Below are 19,477 nucleotides of genomic sequence, written 5' to 3' on the forward strand. Positions count from 1 at the left end.
TCTTCAATCAACTTGTAGAGACATTTAGGTTGTCCGTGCTCCCGAAAAAGGGTTCGCCATCGGGAACGTCGTGTTGCGCGACCTGCAACGAGCGGGATCGGACGCGGTCGCCGTTCCCCACCGTGCAACAAGCTGTCACATTCATCGCCACTTCAACCGCTGCCCCATGGCCACGAAATAGGCGGGACATCCTGTCGGGCGCATCCGTATAGCTGCGGCTCTCCCGACTTCAAGACCGACGAAGAAGAAAGGAATCGACGCAAATGATCGATTTGAATGGAAAGCGTGCTTTGGTCACGGGCGGCTCGCGCGGTATCGGCGCGGCCATCGTGGAAGCGCTTGCGAAGAATGGTGCGGATGTGGCGTTCACCTATCATAGTTCGAGCGAGAAGGCCGTGGCGGTTGCCCGGTCCGTCGAAAGCCACGGCCGTCGAGCCGTCGCCATCCAGGCCGACAGCGCCGATCCGCAGGCGATCGCGCGGGCTGTCGAGGACGCCATGGCCTCGCTCGGTGGGCTGGACATCCTCGTCAACAGCGCAGCGATCGGCCATTCAGGCAACATCGCCGATCTGAACCTGGACGAATATCAAACACTCATGGACGTTAACGTAAGAGCGCCGGTGCTATTCGCAAAAGCGGTCATCCCGCATTTGCGCGACGGCGGCCGTATCATCACGATCGGTTCCGCGCTCGGCGAGCGGGTGCCCTTTCCCGGTGTAACGCCTTACGCCATGTCGAAGGCGGCACTGAAATCGTTCACGCGTGGCCTCTCGCGTGAGCTTGGGCCGTCCGGCATCACCGTGAACCTGGTGCAGCCTGGGGCGACGGACACGGATGCCAATCCGGCCGACGGCGCGGCTGCAGACTTCCAGCGAAGCCTGACGTCGCTCGGGCGCTACGGCGAGCCAAGGGAAATCGCGAATGCCGTGGTGTTCCTCGCAAGTCCCGCTGCGAGCGTCATCACAGGCGCAGCCCTCACCGCGGACGGCGGCGCGATCGCTTAAGCCACATCTTGATCAAGCATGGCCTTCGACGAAGAATGGCCATGCTCCTTAACAACGTCGGACATGAGCCAGCGCGAGAGAGCATCCAAACGACTCGCTGACGGTGCCAACCATGAAGTTCCTTCCCACGAATTAGAGCAGTCCCATAGAGCCCCAGGCAGACGTCGCTGCTCGACTGCCTCAACGAGGACGTTTGCCACGGAACGATCCGGCATGGAAAGAAACCTGCTTCACGGAACTTTTGTGCGCTGCAGCACTTATGGATAGTGAACCGCGAACGGACGCGACCATGTCAGACCTGAAGCTTGGTGAACCCATCCCAACAGGCATTCCCGGCATTGTGCCAGTCAATAGCGCGGAGGTACAAGACGCGGCCGAGGCGATCCTAAGGCTTTTAAAGAGGGCGTAGGCGGCGTCGCGGCCTCCTACTCCGACAGCCCCTTATTCGATCAGTTGCTGCTGTTCCCGATGAAGATCGGCCTCTCGATGGCGCTGGCCTCGACGGCGATGCTCGTCAGCCCGATCGCGATGACGAAGCGGCTGCAGACGACCGGCATCACTCAATAAAGGACGGTTCTTCGTCCGTGTCGCTTTCGCCGCCTTCCGAGGCGGGGATTTCGTTTTGAACCGCATGTCGACTGAGCAGGCCGGCGTCCTCAAGCGCTTCGATATCCGGCAGGTCGCGCAACGTCTCCATGCCGAAAGCGGAAAGGAAATGCTGCGTCGTCACATAGGTGTATGGCGCGCCCGGCGTCGGGCTGCGCGGCCCCGAGCCGATGAAACCCGCGCCACGCAAATTGCTGATCGTGTCGCGGCTGACTTCCTTGCCAAAAATCTTTGACAGCTCGCTGCGGGTGACTGGCTGGAAATATCCCACGGCCATCAACACCATCGCCTCGAACTCCGACAGGGCTGCAGTTCCTCCCCTTGTCGGCGCCGACGACGCGCGAATCGTCTCGGCGAACCGCGGCCGGGTTCGGTGCTGCCAGCCGCCGGCGACCGACACCAGCTCGTATGGTCGATCCCTCAGCTCCTCGATGAGATCATCGATCAGCAGATCGATGCTGCAATCTTTTCCCACCACCCGCGCCAGCATCTCGCGGCTGACCGGCTCGGCCGAGGCAAAGATCACCGCCTCAACCCGCATCATCCATTCCCGCCAGCGCATCTCGGCCGGGAACTGATCCAATTCGCGATCATAAAGGAGTACGTCTGCAGCGTTTGCCTTCCGACGAGACGGCTTGAGTGCAGGAGATCCGGCCATGATCACAACCCAAAAATTCGGAAGGAGGAGCGGCCGGAGAGTTCGCGCACCGCCCCGAAACTTTCCAGACGCTCGAACAGCCGGTTGGCCGCCCAGCGCGACAGTTTTGAGCCGGGCGCGGACGCCGGCACGGCATCCTCTGTCAGCAACCGGCGGATCACCGGCTCGGCGCCCTTCGTTCGTACCTTCGGGGCCACGGCCAGCAACTGCGCGGCGCGGCGATCGATCTCGACGGCGGACCGCAGCGCTGCCTCAACACCGTCGACCAGCGCCAGGCAGATCGCTTTCGGATAGCCCGGCTCGCCTGGTCGGACGCGACCGCGGCCATCGATGGTGCGGAACGCCGGACCAAGACGCTCGGGGAGTAACAGCGGGACAGGTCTTGGCCAGTTTAGTTTTTGCGCCAGCACGAGCTCGGCAAGACCAAGCGCCAAAACTTCGGCGTCCGGGCGAACGGCAGAGATCGCCGTTATCAGGTCCGCCACCGCGAAGGGTGCTGCTCGCCGGGACTGATTTGCAGAATTGACCATGTCGGGGATCGAGGCAAGGATGTTGTCCCACATCATCCCCAGCAGCGCGACAAGCTCCTTAACGAACGGTGTGGCAGGCGTCCCAGTCCGGCGCGTCACAATTCTTGTGGCCCAAAATAGCTTGCCGGCAGGGCCGGGATCGTTGCCCGCAGCCGTTAGCAGAACCGCGTCTCGCAGTGCCAGTTCGTCTTCGTTTCGGCCGACCATTTTGGCGGCGATGGAAGCGGATTTTAGGGCGAGACGATCGCGCCAGCAGCCGATCCACGGCGGATCGACGCGAATCAGATCGTCCAGCGATTTCAGAGCGATACCGGCGGCGAAGGCAGCGTCGGCTTCGGTGATATCGCGGCCGCGACAGGGCATCCACGCCGGTAGGCTGGGCGACCAGACAGGGGTGGTTGGAGGGGAGGGCGCGAGCGAATCCATGCCGACAAACATAAATCAAGTGCGCGGTTTGTACCAGAAATATCGCGCTTAACCGCACGGCCTGGGAGTAACATAAAATGTCCGATAATCTTGCATTATCGGACGTTTCCGTCATTATAGAGAAATGGGCCAAATCATCGACCAAAAGACCGAAATTCACGACCAGGAGACCTCAGCGCCGTCTATCAGCACAGCGTCCGGCGGTGATATTTCCGCGACGGAGGTGTCGGGCGACGGCCCCCTCCCCTCTCTTGTCAGCGAGGACCAGACGCCAGCCCATCTCGCCAGCCTCGCCGACCGCGCCCGCAGTTATGTGGAGGCCGCCAGCTCCGCCAACACGCGCAAAGCCTATGCCTCGGACTGGAAGCACTTTTCTTCGTGGTGTCGGCGGTCGAACCTCACTCCCCTCCCCCCGCATCCGCAAACCGTCGGGCTTTATATCACGGCCTGCGCTTCCGGCAGTGCCATTGGCACGCCTACAAGAGGTGCCAAGGCCAACTCTGTCTCAACCATCGAACGACGCCTCTCCTCGCTCAGCTGGAACTATTCACAGCGCGGACTCTCGCTTGATCGCAAGGACAGACACATTGCCACGGTGATGGCTGGCATACGCAACAGTCACGCGCGGCCTCCAGTGCAAAAGGAAGCGGCCATGGCTGAAGACATCATCGCGATGGTCGAGACGCTCGATCGCGGCTCTCTGCGCGGACTGCGCGACCGGGCTATGCTGCTCATCGGTTATGCCGGCGGTCTTCGGCGCTCCGAGATCGTTGGTCTCGATCTGAGAGCAGATCAGACGGAAGACGGCCGCGGCTGGATCGAGATTCTCGACAAAGGCATGCTTATCACTCTGCGCGGCAAGACCGGTTGGCGGGAGGTCGAGGTCGGCCGAGGTTCTTCCGACGCCACGTGCCCAGTCGCGGCCGTCGAGACCTGGATCAAGTTCGCCAGACTAGCGCATGGCCCTCTCTTCCGCCGCGTCACAGGACAGGGAAAGGCGGTTGGATCGGAACGATTGAATGACAAGGAGGTGGCCCGGCTTGTGAAACGATCGGCGAGCGCTGCCGGCGTTCGAGGCGATCTGAGTGAAATCGAGCGGGCTTTTAAGTTTTCCGGCCACTCGCTGCGAGCCGGCCTGGCCTCGTCGGCTGAGGTCGATGAGCGTTACGTTCAGAAACAGCTTGGGCATGTATCAGCTGAGATGACTCGCAGATATCAGCGGCGGCGTGATCGCTTCCGTATCAATCTGACCAAAGCTGCAGGGTTATAGCGCCCACCAAGACCTCCGCAAAAGTCGGACGCTAAACCCAAACTTTTCGGGAGAGTGCGACAAAGGTGAAAGGCTGCTTTCGGTCCGTAGCGGACTTCCAATCGCGCCCCTAGATGGCTAATCTTCGCCGAAGAATGAATGCGACCGTGACCATCAGGACGCTCAATGTCAGAAAGCTCGGACATCCACGTATTTACAGCTCTCTTCGCGACCAATGATGGGGCCTCTGCCTTCGGGCATCCTCACTGGGAACCGGAACCAAGTCAGGATGCTTCAGACGAGGAATACACGGCTTGGGAGGATCGAAACCCTATCTGGCCAATGAAGTCCGAGTTGGGCTGCTCTATCGACAACGATTTTGTTGAGATCATCTGGAAGAGCGGCGAAGAACCAGATTGGGAGTACCTCGTTTCGAGGATGGAGCTCACGCAGGTCGCGGAGATCAGACGCCAGACGGAGAAGGCAAATACCCTTGTCTTGATTGATCATACGGCCATTGAAGGCGGACCGCCAGAGTTCGGGTCCACCAGTCGGCTGACCTATCACGGGCGTTATAAAGCCTCTTCACAGTAATCCTCCCAGCGGGCCAACGCCTGTCGCTCTTACGCCAGATACACCTATCTCGTCGACATCGCCCAATTCGAGCACCATCCGCAGATCGAGTGGTGCCAAAACAGCAACATACGACGCGAGCATCGTCGAAAGGTCGTGAGCTCCGATCATGATGTCACTGAAGATGTTCGTCCCTCTCAGGAAAAGCTGGGTAAGGCGCTTGAGATCTATGATCCAGTTATTGATGAACACTAGTCCCCTGCCCCGTCAGCCAAGGAAAGAGTCTTCTACCCAACTGGCCTTCGCTCTCTCATGCGCGGCTCAAAAATCCCTCCGTCGGTAAGATCTCCAACTGCACGGAGAACCGATCACCTAGCAATTCAAGCGAAGCGTCATGGGTATCGTCCGCCCCACTGCAAACTGCGTCCTTTAGCAGAATGACACGATACCCCAGGTCTATGGCTCCAATGGCTGCTGCCAGAACACACACATCAGTTTCGCCGCCTGATATAGCAACGGTTTCAACCCCCTCCCCCGCCAGCACTCGGTGCAGTTCGCCGGTCGTCCACGGCGAATAGGTCATCTTGTCAAAGACCCTCGCGGGAGGAACCAACGCCTTTAGCGGCGGAATGAGGTCGACCATCTCCCGTCCGAGCCTTTCAAGGGTCATCGCGTCCCACTTTTCGTAGTAGCTCCGCCACATGCCGTGCATGTCCACTGCCCGCTTGGGCGGCACAAACCGTGAGAATACGGTCCTCTGCGGGTAGTGCTTTGCGATTTCCTCGATTTGGGGTGAGACATGTTGCATCCACGGCACATGCCATGGCGTGTCCTCCGCGAACATCCGCTGCATATCGATGCAAAGGTGGATCCAGTTATTCTTGTTCATCGCGTCCTCCGTCCGCCATGAACCTGTATCTTACGCAGGAGTTCCCTTTGCTGCACACGGGTTGATTTCGCGTCAGTCTTGAACACAAGCGCTTGCATTCGCAATCCGCAAAGACATGTTACGCCGACTCGGCAGCCGCGGCCACCGGCAGGGCACGCTTGTGCCCCGTCGCACGATACGTCCTTAGGATTCTTAGTCGCGACGCCTCGGCGATCGCCTTGCCTTCCAGGAAATTGTCGATCTCCTCATAGGTCACACCGTAAACGTCTTCGTCCGGACGAAGGGGCGCGTCGGATTCGAGGTCCGCAGTCGGGACCTTGAACACAAGTTCCGAGGGTGCTCCCATATGCTCGGCGATGGCTCTCACCTGACGCTTCGTCAAACCCGCAAGCGGCAATATGTCGGCCGCGCCGTCCCCAAATTGGTGAAGAACCCCATGAGGGCCTCTGCAGCCTGATCCGTTCCGATGACCAGACCACCAGTTGCGCCGGCCAAAGCATATTGCGCGATCATCCGCTGACGCGCCTTGATGTTACCGAGATGAAATTGTCTCCGGGCTGGCTCGACCAGATCCCCGCCTTCAACCATGACTGCATCGAGCATCGCGTCGGCGGCTGGCTTGATGTCGACTGTGACGACCCGATCCGGTCCGATTACCGCGAGAGCCCTTTGTGCGTCCGATTCGTCAGCCTGGACGCCATAGGGCAATCTGACAGCGATGAATTTGGCATCGTATCCATCAGCGCGGAGTTTTGAGACCGCCTTTTGCGCAAGGAGGCCAGCGGCGAGAGAATCGACCCCCCCGCTTATGCCCAGGACGAAACTCCGGCACGATGAATGGCGCAGATAGTCGCTCAGGAAGTAGGCGCGCTGTTCCACCTCGCGGTCCGCGTCGAAGTCGACGGTCACTCCGAGATCTACCGATATCGATTGCTGTTCTTCGTCCATTGGCACTCCCCTAAAGCGTTGTGCTATTGATGTTTGAGCACTTCTATCACAGCAGAGGCTGGTCTTGTTTCCAGTCGCGGTAGGAGGCCAGCTTTTGCCCGGGAAACCGGCGCTCGATTTCGTCTTCTACCAGCGCTATTCGGGAAAGCGTTTCCTCGCGGTCGTCGACATCATCCTCGCTATGTTTTTCAAGCGAGCTCATGGCGGCAAACACTTCATCGCTCGTCATCGCCTCAAGTCGAGATGCGAAATCCGAGACATCTTCCTGCAAAATATCTTGGGCGGTCATTGTAAGGCTCCTTCGTTTCGTTAGGAAACCGTAAGAGATTGAAAGTGTTCCCATGGCTTGGAACCATGCAGCGTCGCGTTGGTTATCGCGCCACTGCCAACAGGAGTCTTTCTTATGAAAAAAGGAATTATCCTCGCATCCATCCTTCTCGCCACCACCGGGTCCGCAGCATTGGCGCAGTCCACCGCCGAGAAAACCGGGGTCAACTCAGTCATGGGCGTTGCCCCCAAGACCGAAGATTTTGTGCTGGAGGCTGCAAGCAGCGACATGTTCGAGATCGAGTCCAGCAAGCTTGCCCTTGAGCGTTCAGACGAGAAGACAAAGGCGTTCGCACAGCAGATGCTAGCCGACCACCAGAAGACATCTGACGAGTTGAAGGCCATGGTGACGTCTGGCGAGGTGAAGGCCACCATCCCGACCGCCATGTCGTCCGCTCATCAGGGCATGCTCGACGACCTGAAGAAACTTCAGGGTGACGATTTCACCAAGCAATATAATTCTGACCAGGAAGACGTGCATGAGGATGCGGTCGACCTCTTCAAGCGCTATGGCGACGAAGGCGAGGATGCCGAGTTGAAGGCCTGGGCGGCAAAAACCCGACCAGCGCTCGAACACCATCTACAGATGGCAACGGACATGAACAAGTAACAACCCCTTGCTCGGATGGATCAGCCCCTTGTCGGAGTCATCAACTCCGACAGGTACGTCGTAGTATAATGGATAAGAATCTGGGCGCGTTTAGGTGAGGTCATCCACAATCCAATCGAGAACATATGGCTGGCTGCGGACGATCCCACCTTCATATCGAGATGCGTTGAGACCTGTTGGAGTCAACGCCCTTAGCCCCTACAACTCCAGCAAGGTGGGTGCGCGAGAAATCCTTTAGCCTATTCGCGGCCTCAAGATTGGCGAAGTTGTCATCGTGGTCGTCGACGCAATCGTGCACGAGGTGACATCAGCTTTCTGACTCGCCAGTTACAGCGGCCGCGTTGATCAGATGTAAATTCGAGCATTTTGCCATTGCACCGAAAAGCTCCGCGGGCGTGACTATGATTGTTTTGGTGGCGAAGCCCTCCCTTGTATTTTTGGCTTGCGCGGTGGCGGGCGTCCCGCTGTCTTCGTGAGGTCAAACGCTTTGGTCTTCGTCGCCCAAAACATCTTTTCCCCCAATTCTACTCGTATTGAATATGCGTTCCTTTATCGACAGACATTGGAGTGGTGTCGAGCTCTCTCCGGCGCATCTGTTCATAGTTCCTTTCACCCCCGCTTGCTGGCATCACGCCATTTGCTCTTACCAGGCCTAAGGTTGTGCTCACAAACCCTGACAGCTGTCAGGGTTTGTGAGCCGCTCGCAATTTCTCACCATTATTTCATCCTGCCTTAAATCCACCATCGCCGGCCCCTTTAACAAGCGCCATCAGCATCGGTCCAAGTGAAAATTCATCCCTTGCCGCCTTGCGTGTCAGCTCACGGAGATATCCTCCCGGGGAGGTTATGTGGCCTGTCCGCTCGAGGATACAACCGACCGCGGTGGCCGCATTTTCCGGCCCCATCACTTCACAGGCTTCCTGATAGGCTGATGGGCTGATGCCGAGCATTGACCGGACTACCACTGCGGCACCCATCAGGTCGCGCCAATTGCTGATCGTTCCGCCCGGCCCATACATGGCAATCTCGGGGCAGGCCCGCATAACCATGCCAAGCGGAAAATTCCGGATTGGCTGCCGCTTCGGCCGATTATCGACCACCGCCTTTGCGCCCTGCTCGTTTCTGGAGCTAGGTTCAAGTTCATTGATGGATTCGGTTTTTGAATTCTGTATGTGACGCCCATTGTGATCACCATTGGTGCTATTATTTTTGTTTTTCTGCTGTATTTCCAGTATGTTGACGATCTCTTGCTGCAAGAGCTCCATCTCGTCGAGGATTGAACTCACGTCGCCGAGTGTGGGAGACCGCGGAATCCTACCCACAAGGCCGATGTACGTCGCTTCGATGCTTTCCCAATTGCCCGACGCGCCTTCCTCGATCGCAGCAGAAATCAGCTTTCGAACGTCGCGCCGGCATATCGTCAAATTTTCCCTCGCCCGGCGGAGGGCGAAGCGATCGGAAACGACCCGCTGGGCCATCATCGCGAGCTCATCCACTCGGATGAGTAACGGCGATAGATCAAAGCCAAATGCGCTATCGATTGCACCCGCCTTGTCCTTGCGGGCGTAGCGCTTCCCGTTCGCGCTGTCCTTGCGAACGATTAGTCCGGCTTCGACGAGAAGCGACAAATGTCTGCGAAGCGTAGCGCCTGCGATGCCGTGCGCTCGAAGTGTCAATTGCGCGTTGGACGGAAAAACAATGAGCTGCGCATCTTGGCGCAATTCGTTGTCCGGATAGAAGCTCAGGAGTGCATCTAGGACAGCAAGGCTGCGATCCTGCAGCCCAAGCAGTTCCCTTGCTTCAGAGGCATCCCGAAAGACCTTCCATTTGTCCGCCGTCTTGCCTGGCTTGATTTCCCTAGTCTCGATTTGCCGCCTCACCAAGGCAAGCGTCATCGGCCGCCGCCCAAAGGGCGTCGTCACACTTCCAATCTGCATTTTTTCACCTTCAAAAAGGCAAAAGAAACATGCTCACCAAATTACGGTGCCAAAGACTCTTGACTGGGATTCGGGGAAATGCGATTCTCTAGTTGTCACACATGAGAGAGGCTTCCACGACGGCAACGTTGGGGGGCCTTTTTCTTTTGCGGTTCTTCCTTTCTTCACACTCAAACCTTGACAGCTGTCAGGGTTTCTCATTTCCCCGCAGACGGGCAAAACGCTCAGTAAGCGCTGGGAGCTCCGCCTCAACAAACTTTAAAAATTCAATTCCGAGTGAGCCCTCAGCCGAAATTCGAACCTCCTTAGAGCTCGACAACAAGGCACCGAGCTTCATCCCGGTATGATCCGTAATAGGGCTTGGCTCGGGACGACCAGTCGATGGCGGCTTGATGGCGTTCAACGCACGTTGAAACCTTTGATCGGAGGTCTCAGTCGTATCGCCCTTGTTAACGAGCGCTACCCGCAGCACATCAAGCGTTCCAGAGTTGCCCGCAACCGTCTTGGCAAGATCGAGCCAGCGGGGCCGTCCGATCTTCGGTGCCCGCCCAATGGCCTCGATTATATCTGCGGGAATCATCCTGTAGACATTCCGCATTCGTGCTAGTTCTGCATCTTCGATCGAAAGCGCCGCGTAGATATGCCGAGGCTTGATCCCCGCATCATCCATTCGCGAAGCAAAAAGCGCACGCTCGATCCAGGTCAAGTCTTGGCGACCCGCGTTTTCGATGCCTTGCGCGAGAACGAGGTCGAGGTCGGAAATCTCGACCTCGATTGCTCGAACGGGCTTGCCGATCTGCTTGGCAGCAAGCCAGCGGCGGTGACCATAGACAATCTGATACCGACCGGGTGACGACGGGTGCTTCCGGACCTGGACGGGAACCTTTTGTCCCTCAGTTTCAATCGACCGCTTGAACGCCTCAAAACTCGAGGCATCATCATCTGGCAGCCTGTCGGGGTAAGGGGAGGGGTCGATGAGGGAAGGATCCAACTCTCGAATAGCCCCGCCGCCAGACTCAACAAGATCCTTCAACCGGTCTCGTTCTGATCTGATGTCCTCAATCGCCCGATGGGCCGCGCCTACGACACCTGCCCCCACACGATTGCCGGACGACGGAGCCGGTGGGTCAGGCTGCTGATCGGTTGTCTGGCTGTTCTCAAGCTCAGCGGAAAGCAGTCCGAAGCTGGCGACAATCGATTTGCGAGGGGATTTGCTCATGCCCGCCCCCAGCTATCATTGATGAGGCGAATTATCGCCTCGTTCACAGCGTCTACGGCCTCCCGGGCGCGCTTTTGGGTATCGCGACCGATTTGTCCCATCTCAAGCTCGTATACCGAGCGTTTCGCTAGCCCGGCCGCCTCGACCGCCGTGCTTTCGATGGCGGTTGGCAACAGGACATCAGAGCCGAACAAGTGTCTAAGCATAGCAACGACCTGTGATTGGGGAGCGTCATTTGGGTTGTGCCGTGTTACCAAGTACCGAACGAAGTCTTGGTCCAACTGGGCGCCGCTCTCATTAAGGACACTAATAAGATCGCCCATCATGAGAAGAAATTGGCTCATCGATGCGACGTCCAGCATCGCTGGATGGACCGTTATGATCATGCTCGTCGCCGCATAGATCGCGCTCAGCGTTAAAAACCCGAGCGACGGCGGAGTGTCGAGAATCACCACATCGTAATCCGCCTCGACTTCAGAGAGAGCAAGCTTCAATCGCTCGAAGAAAATTGCGCCCGAGCTCGACTTGTTCGCCAAAATCCGTGGCGTTTCGTGCTCATACTCCATGACTTCCAGATTTCCGGGAATGAGGTCAATGCCATCGAAGTATGTCTTGCGGATAATATCGCGGATCGGACGGCGTTCGGTCTCATCGTAGCGCAGCGCGGCGTAGATTGTTTCATTTGACCCAACGTCGATCTCTGGCTGAGCACCAAACATAGCTGACAGGGATGCTTGAGGATCCAAATCCAATGCAAGGACGCGATAGCCGTGAAGCGCGAGATAATGGGATAGATGCACGCAAGTCGTGGTCTTTGCGCTGCCGCCCTTGAAGTTGGCGATTGCAATGACCTGGAGATGTTCGCCCGCGCGACGACGAGGAAGGAATCGCAAGGCGTCCACAGGTTTCTGCATCGCGAACAATTCACGCAATTCATTGATCTGGGCGAGCGTGTAGACGCGATGGTTATTATCCAATCTGCTGGGAACCGGTCCACGTCCTTCGGTGGACATGAGTTTCAGGGTGGAATCGGGTATAGACGTCAGCTTCGACACTTCGTTGGTCAGAAAGGGACGCAGGGTCTTTTCCGACTTTGGTGGATACATACGAGTTCTGAGCTGCTGCAATTGCCCCGACAGAAGCCCGGCATGGCGCATGATTTTGCTGCCGGCATCTTCCTTCGAGCCAACAACTGCTTCTACTCGGTTTGCTATCGCCATCTGTCCCTCTTGGCGGCTTTCTACCGGTTTACCGGCCATCGCCCGCCAAAGATAGAACACGATTCTCCCAACTGGTCCAGAAGTTTAGGGTTAATACAAAGTAATGGCTGGGGACAATCTGAACAAACTTGTACGGATTTTTTCTTTCCCGCTCCGGTAGTTAGCCTCAGATCTGGATCCCCTAGATCCCGGTTTGTTCCCCCGTGAATCCTACAAATCCGAACAGTATAACGGCAGGGAGATCAGGAGTTTTTTTCGCGCTACACTCATCATGAACAGCGACTCACGTCGCCACGCGCATGTTGAATCCTACAACTGCCCCTTGATACCAATCTGTGCTGATTTCTTCGCTGTCCAACAATGACGGAGAAAATCATGCAGGTTCTTGCGCTCTCAACGCCCCGGACGCTCCAGGAGGCGCATCTCCTACACATCCACTACCAGCTTCGTGCGCGGGTCTTTTCCGATCGCCTGGGTTGGGAAGTGGACGTAACGGCGGGGTGCGAGTCGGATGGTTTCGACGCGCTTCGGCCGACCTATGTTCTTGCCATCGCCGAGACTGGCCAACTGGCGGGGTGCGCGAGGCTCCTTCCTACACTTGGTCCAACAATGGTAGCCGACGTTTTCCCGTCGCTTCTCCCCGACGGTCAACTCAACGGTCATGCCGCGATGATCGAGAGTTCTCGTTTCTGCGTCGACACGGCCCTAGCGGAGGGGAGGGGGGACGGTTTCATCCATGAGGCCACACTGACTATGTTCGCCGGCATCATCGAATGGTGCTTCGCGAATGGCTACACCGAGATTGTCACTGTGACCGATCTCCGATTCGAGCGCATCCTTGCTCGCGTCGGATGGCCGCTGCGACGTCTGGGCGAGCCAAAGAAGATCGGCGTGACGATGGCCGTAGCGGGCACGCTGCCCGCCAATGCGAAGACGTTCCTCAGGCTCCGTCCTTCCAAGTACCGTTCCGAACTCAGCCCTCTCAGCCAGGCGGCGTAGGAGAAATCCGTGAACCAGCTTCGCTCTCATCCCAGGCTTGTCCGCAAACTTCAGGAGGCGCTCGGCGATCAGCTTTGTGTTGCTCTGGACGACGCGACTGTCGTCGAAATCATGCTCAATCCGGACGGAAAGCTGTTCATCGAACGCCTCGGTCACGGCGTTGCCCGCGCTGGCGAGATGTCATCCGCTGCCGCGGAGATGGTCATTGGCACAGTCGCGCACGCGCTTCAGTCAGAGGTCGACACGGAACATCCAATCATATCCGGCGAGCTGCCTATCGGTGGCCACCGCTTCGAAGGTCTGTTGCCCCCTGTTTGTAGCCAAGCCTGCCTTCACGATTCGACGGAGGGCATCGCGCTTCATTCCGCTCGAAGACTATGTTCGCACCGGCGTGATGACAGAATACCAGGCCTCGACGATCCGCAGTGCCATTTCCGCGAGGCTCAACATCATCATTTCCGGGGGAACAGGCTCCGGTAAGACGACGCTTGCGAATGCTGTCATCCACGAGATCGTCAAATCTGCGCCGGAGGATCGGCTCGTCATTCTTGAGGACACCGCGGAAATCCAATGCACGGCCGAAAACGCTGTTCTCCTCCATACCAGCGATACAATCGACATGGCGCGGCTCTTGAAGAGCACAATGCGGCTGCGTCCGGACCGGATCGTCGTTGGCGAAGTTCGCGACGGCGCGGCCCTGACATTGCTCAAGGCCTGGAACACCGGCCACCCGGGCGGCGTGGCGACAATTCACTCGAACACCGCCATGTCGGCGCTGCGTCGGCTTGAACAGCTGACAGCGGAGGCAAGCCAGCAGCCGATGCATGAGGTGATCGGAGAGGCCGTCGACCTGGTCATTTCAATTGAGCGGACGCCAGGGGGGCGGCTTGTTCGCGACATCATTCAAGTCGAGCGGTTCATCAACGGACGGTACGAGATCGAATCCGATCAGCTCACCGAAGAACAGGAGGCGCGCCATGTCGCGTAAGGATACCCTCATCGCCGCCGCACTCGTGGCGGCGCCAATCATTCTTGCCTCTGCCGCGCCGGCGCTCGCCAGTTCCGGCGGCAGCCTCCCATGGGAAGGGCCACTGCAGCAGATCCAGGAGTCGATAACCGGCCCGGTCGCGGGTGCGATCGCGCTTGCAGCCGTGGCCATTGCCGGCGGCATGCTCATCTTCGGCGGCGAGCTCAACGATTTCGCGCGGCGTCTTGTGTATGTCGTGCTCGTCGCCGGCATCCTGCTCGGCGCGACCAACATCGTCGGCCTGTTTGGCGCGACCGGCGCTTCGATCGGGCTGACGGACGAGCAGATCACCTCGATCGGTTCGAACGGAGGAGGGAAGGGAGAGCATGGCTGAGTCCCTCTCCGGCCTGCGGCGTAACCGCATCCACCGCGCGCTGTCGCGCCCGAACCTGCTGATGGGCGCCGACCGGGAGCTGGTGCTGATCACCGGTCTTGCAGCCGTGATCCTGATCTTCGTCGTACTGACGGTTTATTCGGCGATCTTCGGGGTCGCCGTCTGGGTCGTGATCGTCGGGCTGCTCCGGATGATGGCGAAGTCCGACCCCCATATGCGGCAGGTCTATATCAGGCACATTTCCTACAAGCCCTATTACAAGGCGACCACTTCGCCGTGGCGCCGGTATTGAGGTGGCGCCCATGGTAGCTCTCAAACGCTTCCGGGTGACCGGACCATCTTTTGCCGATCTCGTTCCCTATGCCGGGCTCGTCGACAATGGTGTCCTCCTTTTGAAGGACGGAAGTCTGATGGCCGGCTGGTATTTCGCTGGCCCGGACTCCGAAAGCGCGACCGACCTCGAGCGGAACGAGCTGTCGAGGCAGATCAATGCCGTTCTGTCGCGGCTCGGAAGCGGGTGGATGATCCAGGTTGAGGCCATCCGCATTCCGACGGTCGACTATCCCACAGAAGACCGTTGCCATTTCCCCGATCCGGTGACCCGCGCGATCGACGCTGAGCGGCGCGCGCATTTCGCGCGCGAGCAGGGGCATTTCGAGAGCAAGCATGCGCTGATCCTGACCTACCGGGCACTTGAGTCCAAGAAGACTGTACTCAGCAAATACATCTATTCGGACGAGGAGAGCCGGAAGAAATCCTACGCGGACACAGTTCTGTTCGTGTTTCGTAATGCGATCCGGGAAATCGAACAGTATCTCGCCAACACGCTTTCGATCCGGCGAATGGAAACCCGCGAAACGGTCGAAAGGGGAGGGGAGCGAACTGCCCGATACGACGAGCTGCTCCAGTTCGCCCGCTTCTGCATTACCGGCGAGAGCCATCCGATCAGGCTTCCCGATGTTCCGATGTATCTCGACTGGATCGCCACCGCGGAGCTTGAGCACGGACTGACACCGAAGGTCGAAAACCGCTTCCTCGGCGTCGTTGCGATCGACGGTCTGCCGGCCGAAAGCTGGCCCGGTATTCTGAACAGCCTAGACCTGATGCCGCTCACCTATCGGTGGTCGTCACGCTTCATCTTCCTTGATGCCGAGGAAGCCCGGCAAAAGCTCGAGCGCACGCGGAAGAAGTGGCAGCAGAAGGTCCGGCCGTTCTTCGACCAGATATTCCAGACACAAAGCCGATCCGTCGATCAGGATGCTATGACCATGGTGGCCGAGACCGAAGATGCCATCGCGCAGGCCTCGTCGCAGCTGGTTGCCTATGGCTATTACACACCGGTCGTCGTGTTGTTCGACAGCAATCGCGAGGCACTGCAGGAGAAAGCGGAAGGGGTCCGCCGGCTGATCCAGGCGGAGGGTTTTGCGGCGAGGATCGAAACGCTCAACGCCACCGACGCCTATCTCGGTAGCTTGCCGGGCAACTGGTATTGCAACATCCGTGAGCCGCTGATCAACACCAGCAATCTCGCCGACTTGATTCCGCTGAATTCGGTATGGTCCGGAAACCCGGTTGCGCCATGCCCCTTTTACCCACCGAATTCCCCGCCTTTGATGCAGGTTGCGAGCGGCTCGACAGCGTTTCGTCTGAACCTGCATGTCGATGATGTCGGCCACACGCTGATCTTCGGGCCGACCGGTTCTGGCAAGTCGACGTTGCTCGCCCTGATCGCCGCACAGTTTCGCCGGTACGAACATGCGCAGATCTTCGCCTTCGACAAAGGCAGTTCACTTCTGCCCCTGACGCTCGCAGCCGGTGGCGATCACTATGAGATCGGCGGCGACAATGCCGAAGAGGGGAGGGCGTTGGCCTTTTGCCCATTGTCCGAACTCAAAAGTGATGCCGACCGGGCTTGGGCGACGGAATGGATCGAGATGCTGGTCGGCCTGCAGGGCGTCACCATCACCCCAGATCATCGCAACGCTATCTCTCGACAGATCGGCCTGATGGCGAGCGCATCCGGTCGGTCGCTCTCGGATTTCGTCAGCGGCGTGCAGCTACGCGAAATCAAGGACGCACTGCATCATTACACCGTCGATGGCCCGATGGGCCAGCTCCTCGATGCGGAAGAGGACGGCCTCACACTCGGCGCCTTCCAGACCTTCGAGATCGAGCAGCTGATGAATATGGGCGAACGCAATCTCGTGCCGGTGCTGACCTACCTGTTCCGCAGGATCGAAAAACGTTTGGATGGGTCGCCGAGCCTGATCGTGCTCGACGAGGCGTGGCTGATGCTCGGCCACCCTGTATTCCGCGACAAGATTCGCGAGTGGCTCAAGGTGCTCCGCAAGGCGAATTGCGCCGTCGTTCTCGCGACCCAATCAATCTCCGATGCAGAACGATCCGGGATTATCGACGTGCTGAAGGAATCCTGCCCGACAAAGATTTGCCTTCCGAACGGCGCCGCCCGCGAGTCTGGGACGCGTGAATTCTACGAGCGCATCGGCTTCAACGAGCGGCAGATCGAGATCGTCGCGACCGCCATGCCGAAGCGCGAATACTACGTCGCCACGCCAGAAGGCCGGCGGCTCTTCAACATGTCGCTTGGGCCAGTCGCGCTGAGCTTTGTCGGCGCGTCGAGCAAAGAGGACCTTAAACGCATCCGCGGACTGAAATCCGAACATGGCCGCGACTGGCCGATCCACTGGCTTGAAACGAGAGGAGTTCACGATGCCGCATCGCTACTCAAGTACGTATAGATGGTTTGCATGCCTGGCGGCCGCCTCGCTCACGATCGTAACCGCAGGTCCGGTGCAAGCCGGGACAGCCACCGGCGCTGCGACGGAATGGACGCAGCTCGCCAACAATGCGCAGCTCGTAGATCTCATGAAAAGCTCCGGCATCCAGGTCGACAATCAGCTGACGCAGATCAGCCAGCTTGCAGAGCAGATCCAGAACCAGTTGAAGATCTACGAGAACATGCTGCAAAACACTGCGCAGCTTCCTGACCATGTCTGGGGGCAGGTCGAAAGCGACCTCAACCAGCTGCGCAGCATCGTCGACCAGGGAGAGAGCATCGCCTTTTCGATGGGGAATGCGGACGACGTTCTTCAGCAGCGCTTTCAGAGTTATGCCGATCTCAAGACGAATTTGCCTGATAACGCAACGTTCTCCTCAACCTACCAGTCCTGGTCGAACACCAACCGGGACACGATCGCCAGCTCGCTGAAAGCGGCTAGCCTCACGGCCGACCAGTTCGATAGCGAGGAAGATACGATGTCCTCGCTGCGGTCGATGTCCGAAACGGCTGACGGGCAGATGAAGGCTTTGCAGATCGGCCACGAGATCGCCGTTCAGCAAGTCGCGCAAATGCAGAAGCTGCGCGGTCTCGTCTCCCAACAGATGACAATGATGGGAACCTGGCTGCAGACGGAACAGACCGACAAGGACCTGGCGCAGGCGCGGCGGGAAAAGTTCTTCAACGCCGAGGTCAGGAGCGTTCCGGAAGGCCAGAAAATGGAGCCGCGTTGGTGAGCCGCTCCATCCTGATTGCCTTGCTGTTGGCAGTTGCCGCTGCATCATCTGCAGCGACAGTGCTGATCGTCAATTCCCGAAACACAGGAATACCTGCGCTCACCGAGGAGCAGCGCGCCGTCCGGGAAAAATTCTTCGGCTCCGACAAGGAACTGCCGCCGATCAAGGAAGGCCAGGAGATGCGCCCGAGATGGTGAAGGTAACTGTTGCGCGTTCTTTCCTGATTACAGGTCTCTTTTTCCTCGCCTATGCTGTTCCCGCATTCGCGCAGGAGGGGCAGGTCCTCACGGAACTGGAAAATCAGGTCTCCTCCGCTGCGAAGGGGTGGGAGACCACCATCATGGAGGCGGCGAAATCCCTATTCTGGATTCTCGCAACGATCGAGGTCGGCATTGCGGCCGTCTGGCTGGCGATCCAATCGGCCTCGCTGGACAGCTGGTTCGCCGAACTGGTGCGGCGGATCATGTTCATCGGGTTCTTCGCATTCGTTCTGACCCAAGGTCCGACCTTTGCGCGAGCGGTGGTTGACAGTCTTTTCCAGATTGGCGCCGGCACTGGTTCAGCGTCGCCCGCCGAAGTGTTCGATGCAGGCATCCGGGTCGCCTCGCAGATGTCGGAGCAGGCACAGTTCGGGGTGTTCGAAGACAATGCGCTTGCGATCGCGGCGGTGTTGGCGATGGGCATCGTCGTTATCTGCTTCTCACTGGTCGCAGCGATTTTCGTGTCGGTCATGGTTGAGATGTATGTCGGCCTGCTCGCCGGCATGATCATGCTCGGACTGGGCGGCTCTTCCTTCACGAAAGACTTTGCCATTCGATACCTCGTCTATGCCTTCGGCGTCGGCATGAAACTCATGGCCTTGGTGATGATCGCCAAGATCGGATCGAACGTCCTGCTTGGGCTCGCTCAAGCTCCGACTGCCTCGTCGGATCAGTTCGTCACAACCTTGGCCATCGCCGGTATTTCCGTCGTGGTTTTCATCATCGCCATGTACGTCCCGAACATCATCCAGGGCGTCGTCCAGGGCGCATCGGTTTCCGGAGGAATGGAAGCGATCCGCCACGGCGGGCAGGCGGCGTCTTTCGCCGCCGGTGCTGGCTTCCTCACCGCCGGAGCTGCCGGCGCGGGGTTTGCAGCGACTCAAGCTGCACGAGCTGGCGGTTCATCCGTTGCAGGAGCCGCTCTTCGCGGCGTGGGTGCGAGCTTCACTTCCGGCGCGCAAGCAGCCGGATCTGCCGCGAAGGAAAAGGCAATCGGCTCTCCCGGCGCTTATGCCGGGTCCATTCTCGGACTGGCCAATGCGAAGCTCGATGAACAGCGCGGCGGTCATAGCGGACCGAAGCCTCCTCCCGAACGCAACGACAAACCATAATCGAGCAAGGGAAGA

Annotated in this window: 19 protein-coding genes and 2 pseudogenes; 12 read left to right on the top strand and 9 right to left on the bottom strand. The window is 58.6% G+C overall.

What is annotated here, in order from left to right:
- The first annotated feature begins 263 nt into the window (after positions 1–263).
- The gene (locus tag ASG68_RS13045; RefSeq protein ID WP_062609803.1) at positions 264–1,004 is read left to right on the top strand and encodes an SDR family NAD(P)-dependent oxidoreductase; all 741 of its coding nucleotides are present in this window, start codon (positions 264–266) and stop codon (positions 1,002–1,004) included.
- A gap of 556 nt (positions 1,005–1,560) precedes the next feature.
- Here the strand turns inward: ASG68_RS13045 and scpB are convergent.
- Together scpB and ASG68_RS13055 are read right to left on the bottom strand one after the other, a co-directional pair.
- Positions 1,561–2,268 (bottom strand): SMC-Scp complex subunit ScpB, encoded by a 708-nt coding sequence (scpB, locus tag ASG68_RS13050; protein ID WP_062602038.1) that lies wholly within the window; start codon positions 2,266–2,268, stop codon positions 1,561–1,563.
- A gap of 2 nt (positions 2,269–2,270) precedes the next feature.
- Entirely contained in the window at positions 2,271–3,224 is a 954-nt protein-coding gene (locus ASG68_RS13055; protein WP_062609861.1) for a DUF1403 family protein, read from the bottom strand.
- Between the two features lie 124 nt (positions 3,225–3,348).
- Here ASG68_RS13055 and ASG68_RS13060 point away from each other — a divergent pair, with 124 nt between their 5' ends.
- Positions 3,349–4,494 carry a site-specific integrase gene (locus tag ASG68_RS13060; protein ID WP_062609805.1) on the top strand — a complete coding sequence of 382 codons (1,146 nt, stop codon included), beginning with the start codon at positions 3,349–3,351 and terminating at the stop codon, positions 4,492–4,494.
- A gap of 165 nt (positions 4,495–4,659) precedes the next feature.
- The gene (locus tag ASG68_RS13065) at positions 4,660–5,067 is read left to right on the top strand and encodes a hypothetical protein (protein WP_062609807.1); all 408 of its coding nucleotides are present in this window, start codon (positions 4,660–4,662) and stop codon (positions 5,065–5,067) included.
- On the opposite strand, the gene ASG68_RS13070 is transcribed toward ASG68_RS13065, so the two are convergent.
- The 4 genes and pseudogenes from ASG68_RS13070 to ASG68_RS13085 form a co-directional block, all read right to left on the bottom strand.
- The gene (locus ASG68_RS13070; RefSeq protein WP_062609809.1) at positions 5,059–5,298 is read right to left on the bottom strand and encodes a hypothetical protein; all 240 of its coding nucleotides are present in this window, start codon (positions 5,296–5,298) and stop codon (positions 5,059–5,061) included. The genes ASG68_RS13065 and ASG68_RS13070 overlap by 9 nt on opposite strands.
- Before the next feature lie 58 nt (positions 5,299–5,356).
- Entirely contained in the window at positions 5,357–5,935 is a 579-nt protein-coding gene (locus tag ASG68_RS13075; protein WP_062609811.1) for a cysteine hydrolase family protein, read from the bottom strand.
- A 118-nt stretch (positions 5,936–6,053) separates the two neighbouring features.
- A pseudogene (nadE, locus tag ASG68_RS13080) lies at positions 6,054–6,883 on the bottom strand (ammonia-dependent NAD(+) synthetase).
- 46 nt (positions 6,884–6,929) lie between these two features.
- Positions 6,930–7,172: a hypothetical protein gene (locus tag ASG68_RS13085; RefSeq protein WP_062577381.1), complete on the bottom strand. Its 243-nt coding sequence runs from the start codon at positions 7,170–7,172 to the stop codon at positions 6,930–6,932.
- 114 nt (positions 7,173–7,286) lie between these two features.
- On the opposite strand from ASG68_RS13085, the gene ASG68_RS13090 reads away from it, so the two are divergent.
- Complete coding sequence (locus tag ASG68_RS13090; protein ID WP_062609813.1) at positions 7,287–7,820, top strand: DUF4142 domain-containing protein; 534 nt, start codon at positions 7,287–7,289, stop codon at positions 7,818–7,820.
- A gap of 722 nt (positions 7,821–8,542) precedes the next feature.
- On the opposite strand, the gene repC is transcribed toward ASG68_RS13090, so the two are convergent.
- From repC to repA, 3 genes are all read right to left on the bottom strand, one after another.
- A complete protein-coding gene (gene repC / locus ASG68_RS13095) occupies positions 8,543–9,757 on the bottom strand; it encodes a plasmid replication protein RepC (protein WP_062609815.1) in 1,215 nt (404 codons plus the stop codon).
- Positions 9,758–9,944: 187 nt separating this feature from the next.
- Complete coding sequence (repB, locus tag ASG68_RS13100) at positions 9,945–10,976, bottom strand: plasmid partitioning protein RepB (RefSeq protein WP_062577388.1); 1,032 nt, start codon at positions 10,974–10,976, stop codon at positions 9,945–9,947.
- Positions 10,973–12,235: a plasmid partitioning protein RepA gene (gene repA, locus ASG68_RS13105; RefSeq protein ID WP_112405108.1), complete on the bottom strand. Its 1,263-nt coding sequence runs from the start codon at positions 12,233–12,235 to the stop codon at positions 10,973–10,975. The genes repB and repA overlap by 4 nt, the downstream gene beginning before the upstream one ends.
- A gap of 336 nt (positions 12,236–12,571) precedes the next feature.
- Here repA and ASG68_RS13110 point away from each other — a divergent pair, with 336 nt between their 5' ends.
- The 8 genes and pseudogenes from ASG68_RS13110 to trbL all read left to right on the top strand — a co-directional run bounded on the left by ASG68_RS13110 (position 12,572) and on the right by trbL (position 19,462).
- Positions 12,572–13,195, top strand: coding sequence for an acyl-homoserine-lactone synthase (locus ASG68_RS13110; protein ID WP_062609817.1), 624 nt, complete (start codon positions 12,572–12,574; stop codon positions 13,193–13,195).
- A gap of 9 nt (positions 13,196–13,204) precedes the next feature.
- Positions 13,205–14,183: pseudogene (gene trbB / locus ASG68_RS13115) on the top strand (P-type conjugative transfer ATPase TrbB).
- Complete coding sequence (locus tag ASG68_RS13120; RefSeq protein WP_062609818.1) at positions 14,173–14,556, top strand: TrbC/VirB2 family protein; 384 nt, start codon at positions 14,173–14,175, stop codon at positions 14,554–14,556. The pseudogene trbB and the gene ASG68_RS13120 overlap by 11 nt, the downstream one beginning before the upstream one ends.
- Positions 14,549–14,848, top strand: a complete 300-nt coding sequence (locus ASG68_RS13125; protein ID WP_062577398.1) for a conjugal transfer protein TrbD — start codon at positions 14,549–14,551, stop codon at positions 14,846–14,848. Before ASG68_RS13120 ends, ASG68_RS13125 begins: the two co-directional genes overlap by 8 nt.
- 10 nt (positions 14,849–14,858) lie before the next feature.
- On the top strand, positions 14,859–17,315 hold the full coding sequence (locus tag ASG68_RS13130) for a conjugal transfer protein TrbE (RefSeq protein ID WP_062609820.1): 2,457 nt from the start codon (positions 14,859–14,861) through the stop codon (positions 17,313–17,315).
- Positions 17,287–18,090, top strand: a complete 804-nt coding sequence (trbJ, locus tag ASG68_RS13135; protein WP_062609822.1) for a P-type conjugative transfer protein TrbJ — start codon at positions 17,287–17,289, stop codon at positions 18,088–18,090. The genes ASG68_RS13130 and trbJ overlap by 29 nt, the downstream gene beginning before the upstream one ends.
- The gene (gene trbK, locus ASG68_RS13140; protein ID WP_062602065.1) at positions 18,087–18,287 is read left to right on the top strand and encodes an entry exclusion protein TrbK; all 201 of its coding nucleotides are present in this window, start codon (positions 18,087–18,089) and stop codon (positions 18,285–18,287) included. Before trbJ ends, trbK begins: the two co-directional genes overlap by 4 nt.
- Entirely contained in the window at positions 18,281–19,462 is a 1,182-nt protein-coding gene (gene trbL / locus ASG68_RS13145) for a P-type conjugative transfer protein TrbL (RefSeq protein ID WP_062602067.1), read from the top strand. The genes trbK and trbL overlap by 7 nt, the downstream gene beginning before the upstream one ends.
- Positions 19,463–19,477 lie beyond the last annotated feature (15 nt).

The sequence above is a fragment of the Rhizobium sp. Leaf453 genome, from assembly GCF_001425605.1.
Taxonomy (GTDB): Bacteria; Pseudomonadota; Alphaproteobacteria; order Rhizobiales; family Rhizobiaceae; genus Pararhizobium.

What these genes read in the sequence shown, in the direction of transcription:
- ASG68_RS13045 (WP_062609803.1), top strand. Translation starts at nt 264, where the DNA reads ATGATCGATTTGAATGGAAAGCGTGCTTTGGTCACGGGCGGCTCGCGC.
- scpB (WP_062602038.1), bottom strand. Translation starts at nt 2,268, where the DNA reads ATGGCCGGATCTCCTGCACTCAAGCCGTCTCGTCGGAAGGCAAACGCT.
- ASG68_RS13055 (WP_062609861.1), bottom strand. Translation starts at nt 3,224, where the DNA reads ATGGATTCGCTCGCGCCCTCCCCTCCAACCACCCCTGTCTGGTCGCCC.
- ASG68_RS13060 (WP_062609805.1), top strand. Translation starts at nt 3,349, where the DNA reads ATGGGCCAAATCATCGACCAAAAGACCGAAATTCACGACCAGGAGACC.
- ASG68_RS13065 (WP_062609807.1), top strand. Translation starts at nt 4,660, where the DNA reads ATGTCAGAAAGCTCGGACATCCACGTATTTACAGCTCTCTTCGCGACC.
- ASG68_RS13075 (WP_062609811.1), bottom strand. Translation starts at nt 5,935, where the DNA reads ATGAACAAGAATAACTGGATCCACCTTTGCATCGATATGCAGCGGATG.
- ASG68_RS13085 (WP_062577381.1), bottom strand. Translation starts at nt 7,172, where the DNA reads ATGACCGCCCAAGATATTTTGCAGGAAGATGTCTCGGATTTCGCATCT.
- ASG68_RS13090 (WP_062609813.1), top strand. Translation starts at nt 7,287, where the DNA reads ATGAAAAAAGGAATTATCCTCGCATCCATCCTTCTCGCCACCACCGGG.
- repC (WP_062609815.1), bottom strand. Translation starts at nt 9,757, where the DNA reads ATGCAGATTGGAAGTGTGACGACGCCCTTTGGGCGGCGGCCGATGACG.
- repB (WP_062577388.1), bottom strand. Translation starts at nt 10,976, where the DNA reads ATGAGCAAATCCCCTCGCAAATCGATTGTCGCCAGCTTCGGACTGCTT.
- repA (WP_112405108.1), bottom strand. Translation starts at nt 12,235, where the DNA reads ATGGCCGGTAAACCGGTAGAAAGCCGCCAAGAGGGACAGATGGCGATA.
- ASG68_RS13110 (WP_062609817.1), top strand. Translation starts at nt 12,572, where the DNA reads ATGCAGGTTCTTGCGCTCTCAACGCCCCGGACGCTCCAGGAGGCGCAT.
- ASG68_RS13120 (WP_062609818.1), top strand. Translation starts at nt 14,173, where the DNA reads ATGTCGCGTAAGGATACCCTCATCGCCGCCGCACTCGTGGCGGCGCCA.
- ASG68_RS13125 (WP_062577398.1), top strand. Translation starts at nt 14,549, where the DNA reads ATGGCTGAGTCCCTCTCCGGCCTGCGGCGTAACCGCATCCACCGCGCG.
- ASG68_RS13130 (WP_062609820.1), top strand. Translation starts at nt 14,859, where the DNA reads ATGGTAGCTCTCAAACGCTTCCGGGTGACCGGACCATCTTTTGCCGAT.
- trbJ (WP_062609822.1), top strand. Translation starts at nt 17,287, where the DNA reads ATGCCGCATCGCTACTCAAGTACGTATAGATGGTTTGCATGCCTGGCG.
- trbL (WP_062602067.1), top strand. Translation starts at nt 18,281, where the DNA reads ATGGTGAAGGTAACTGTTGCGCGTTCTTTCCTGATTACAGGTCTCTTT.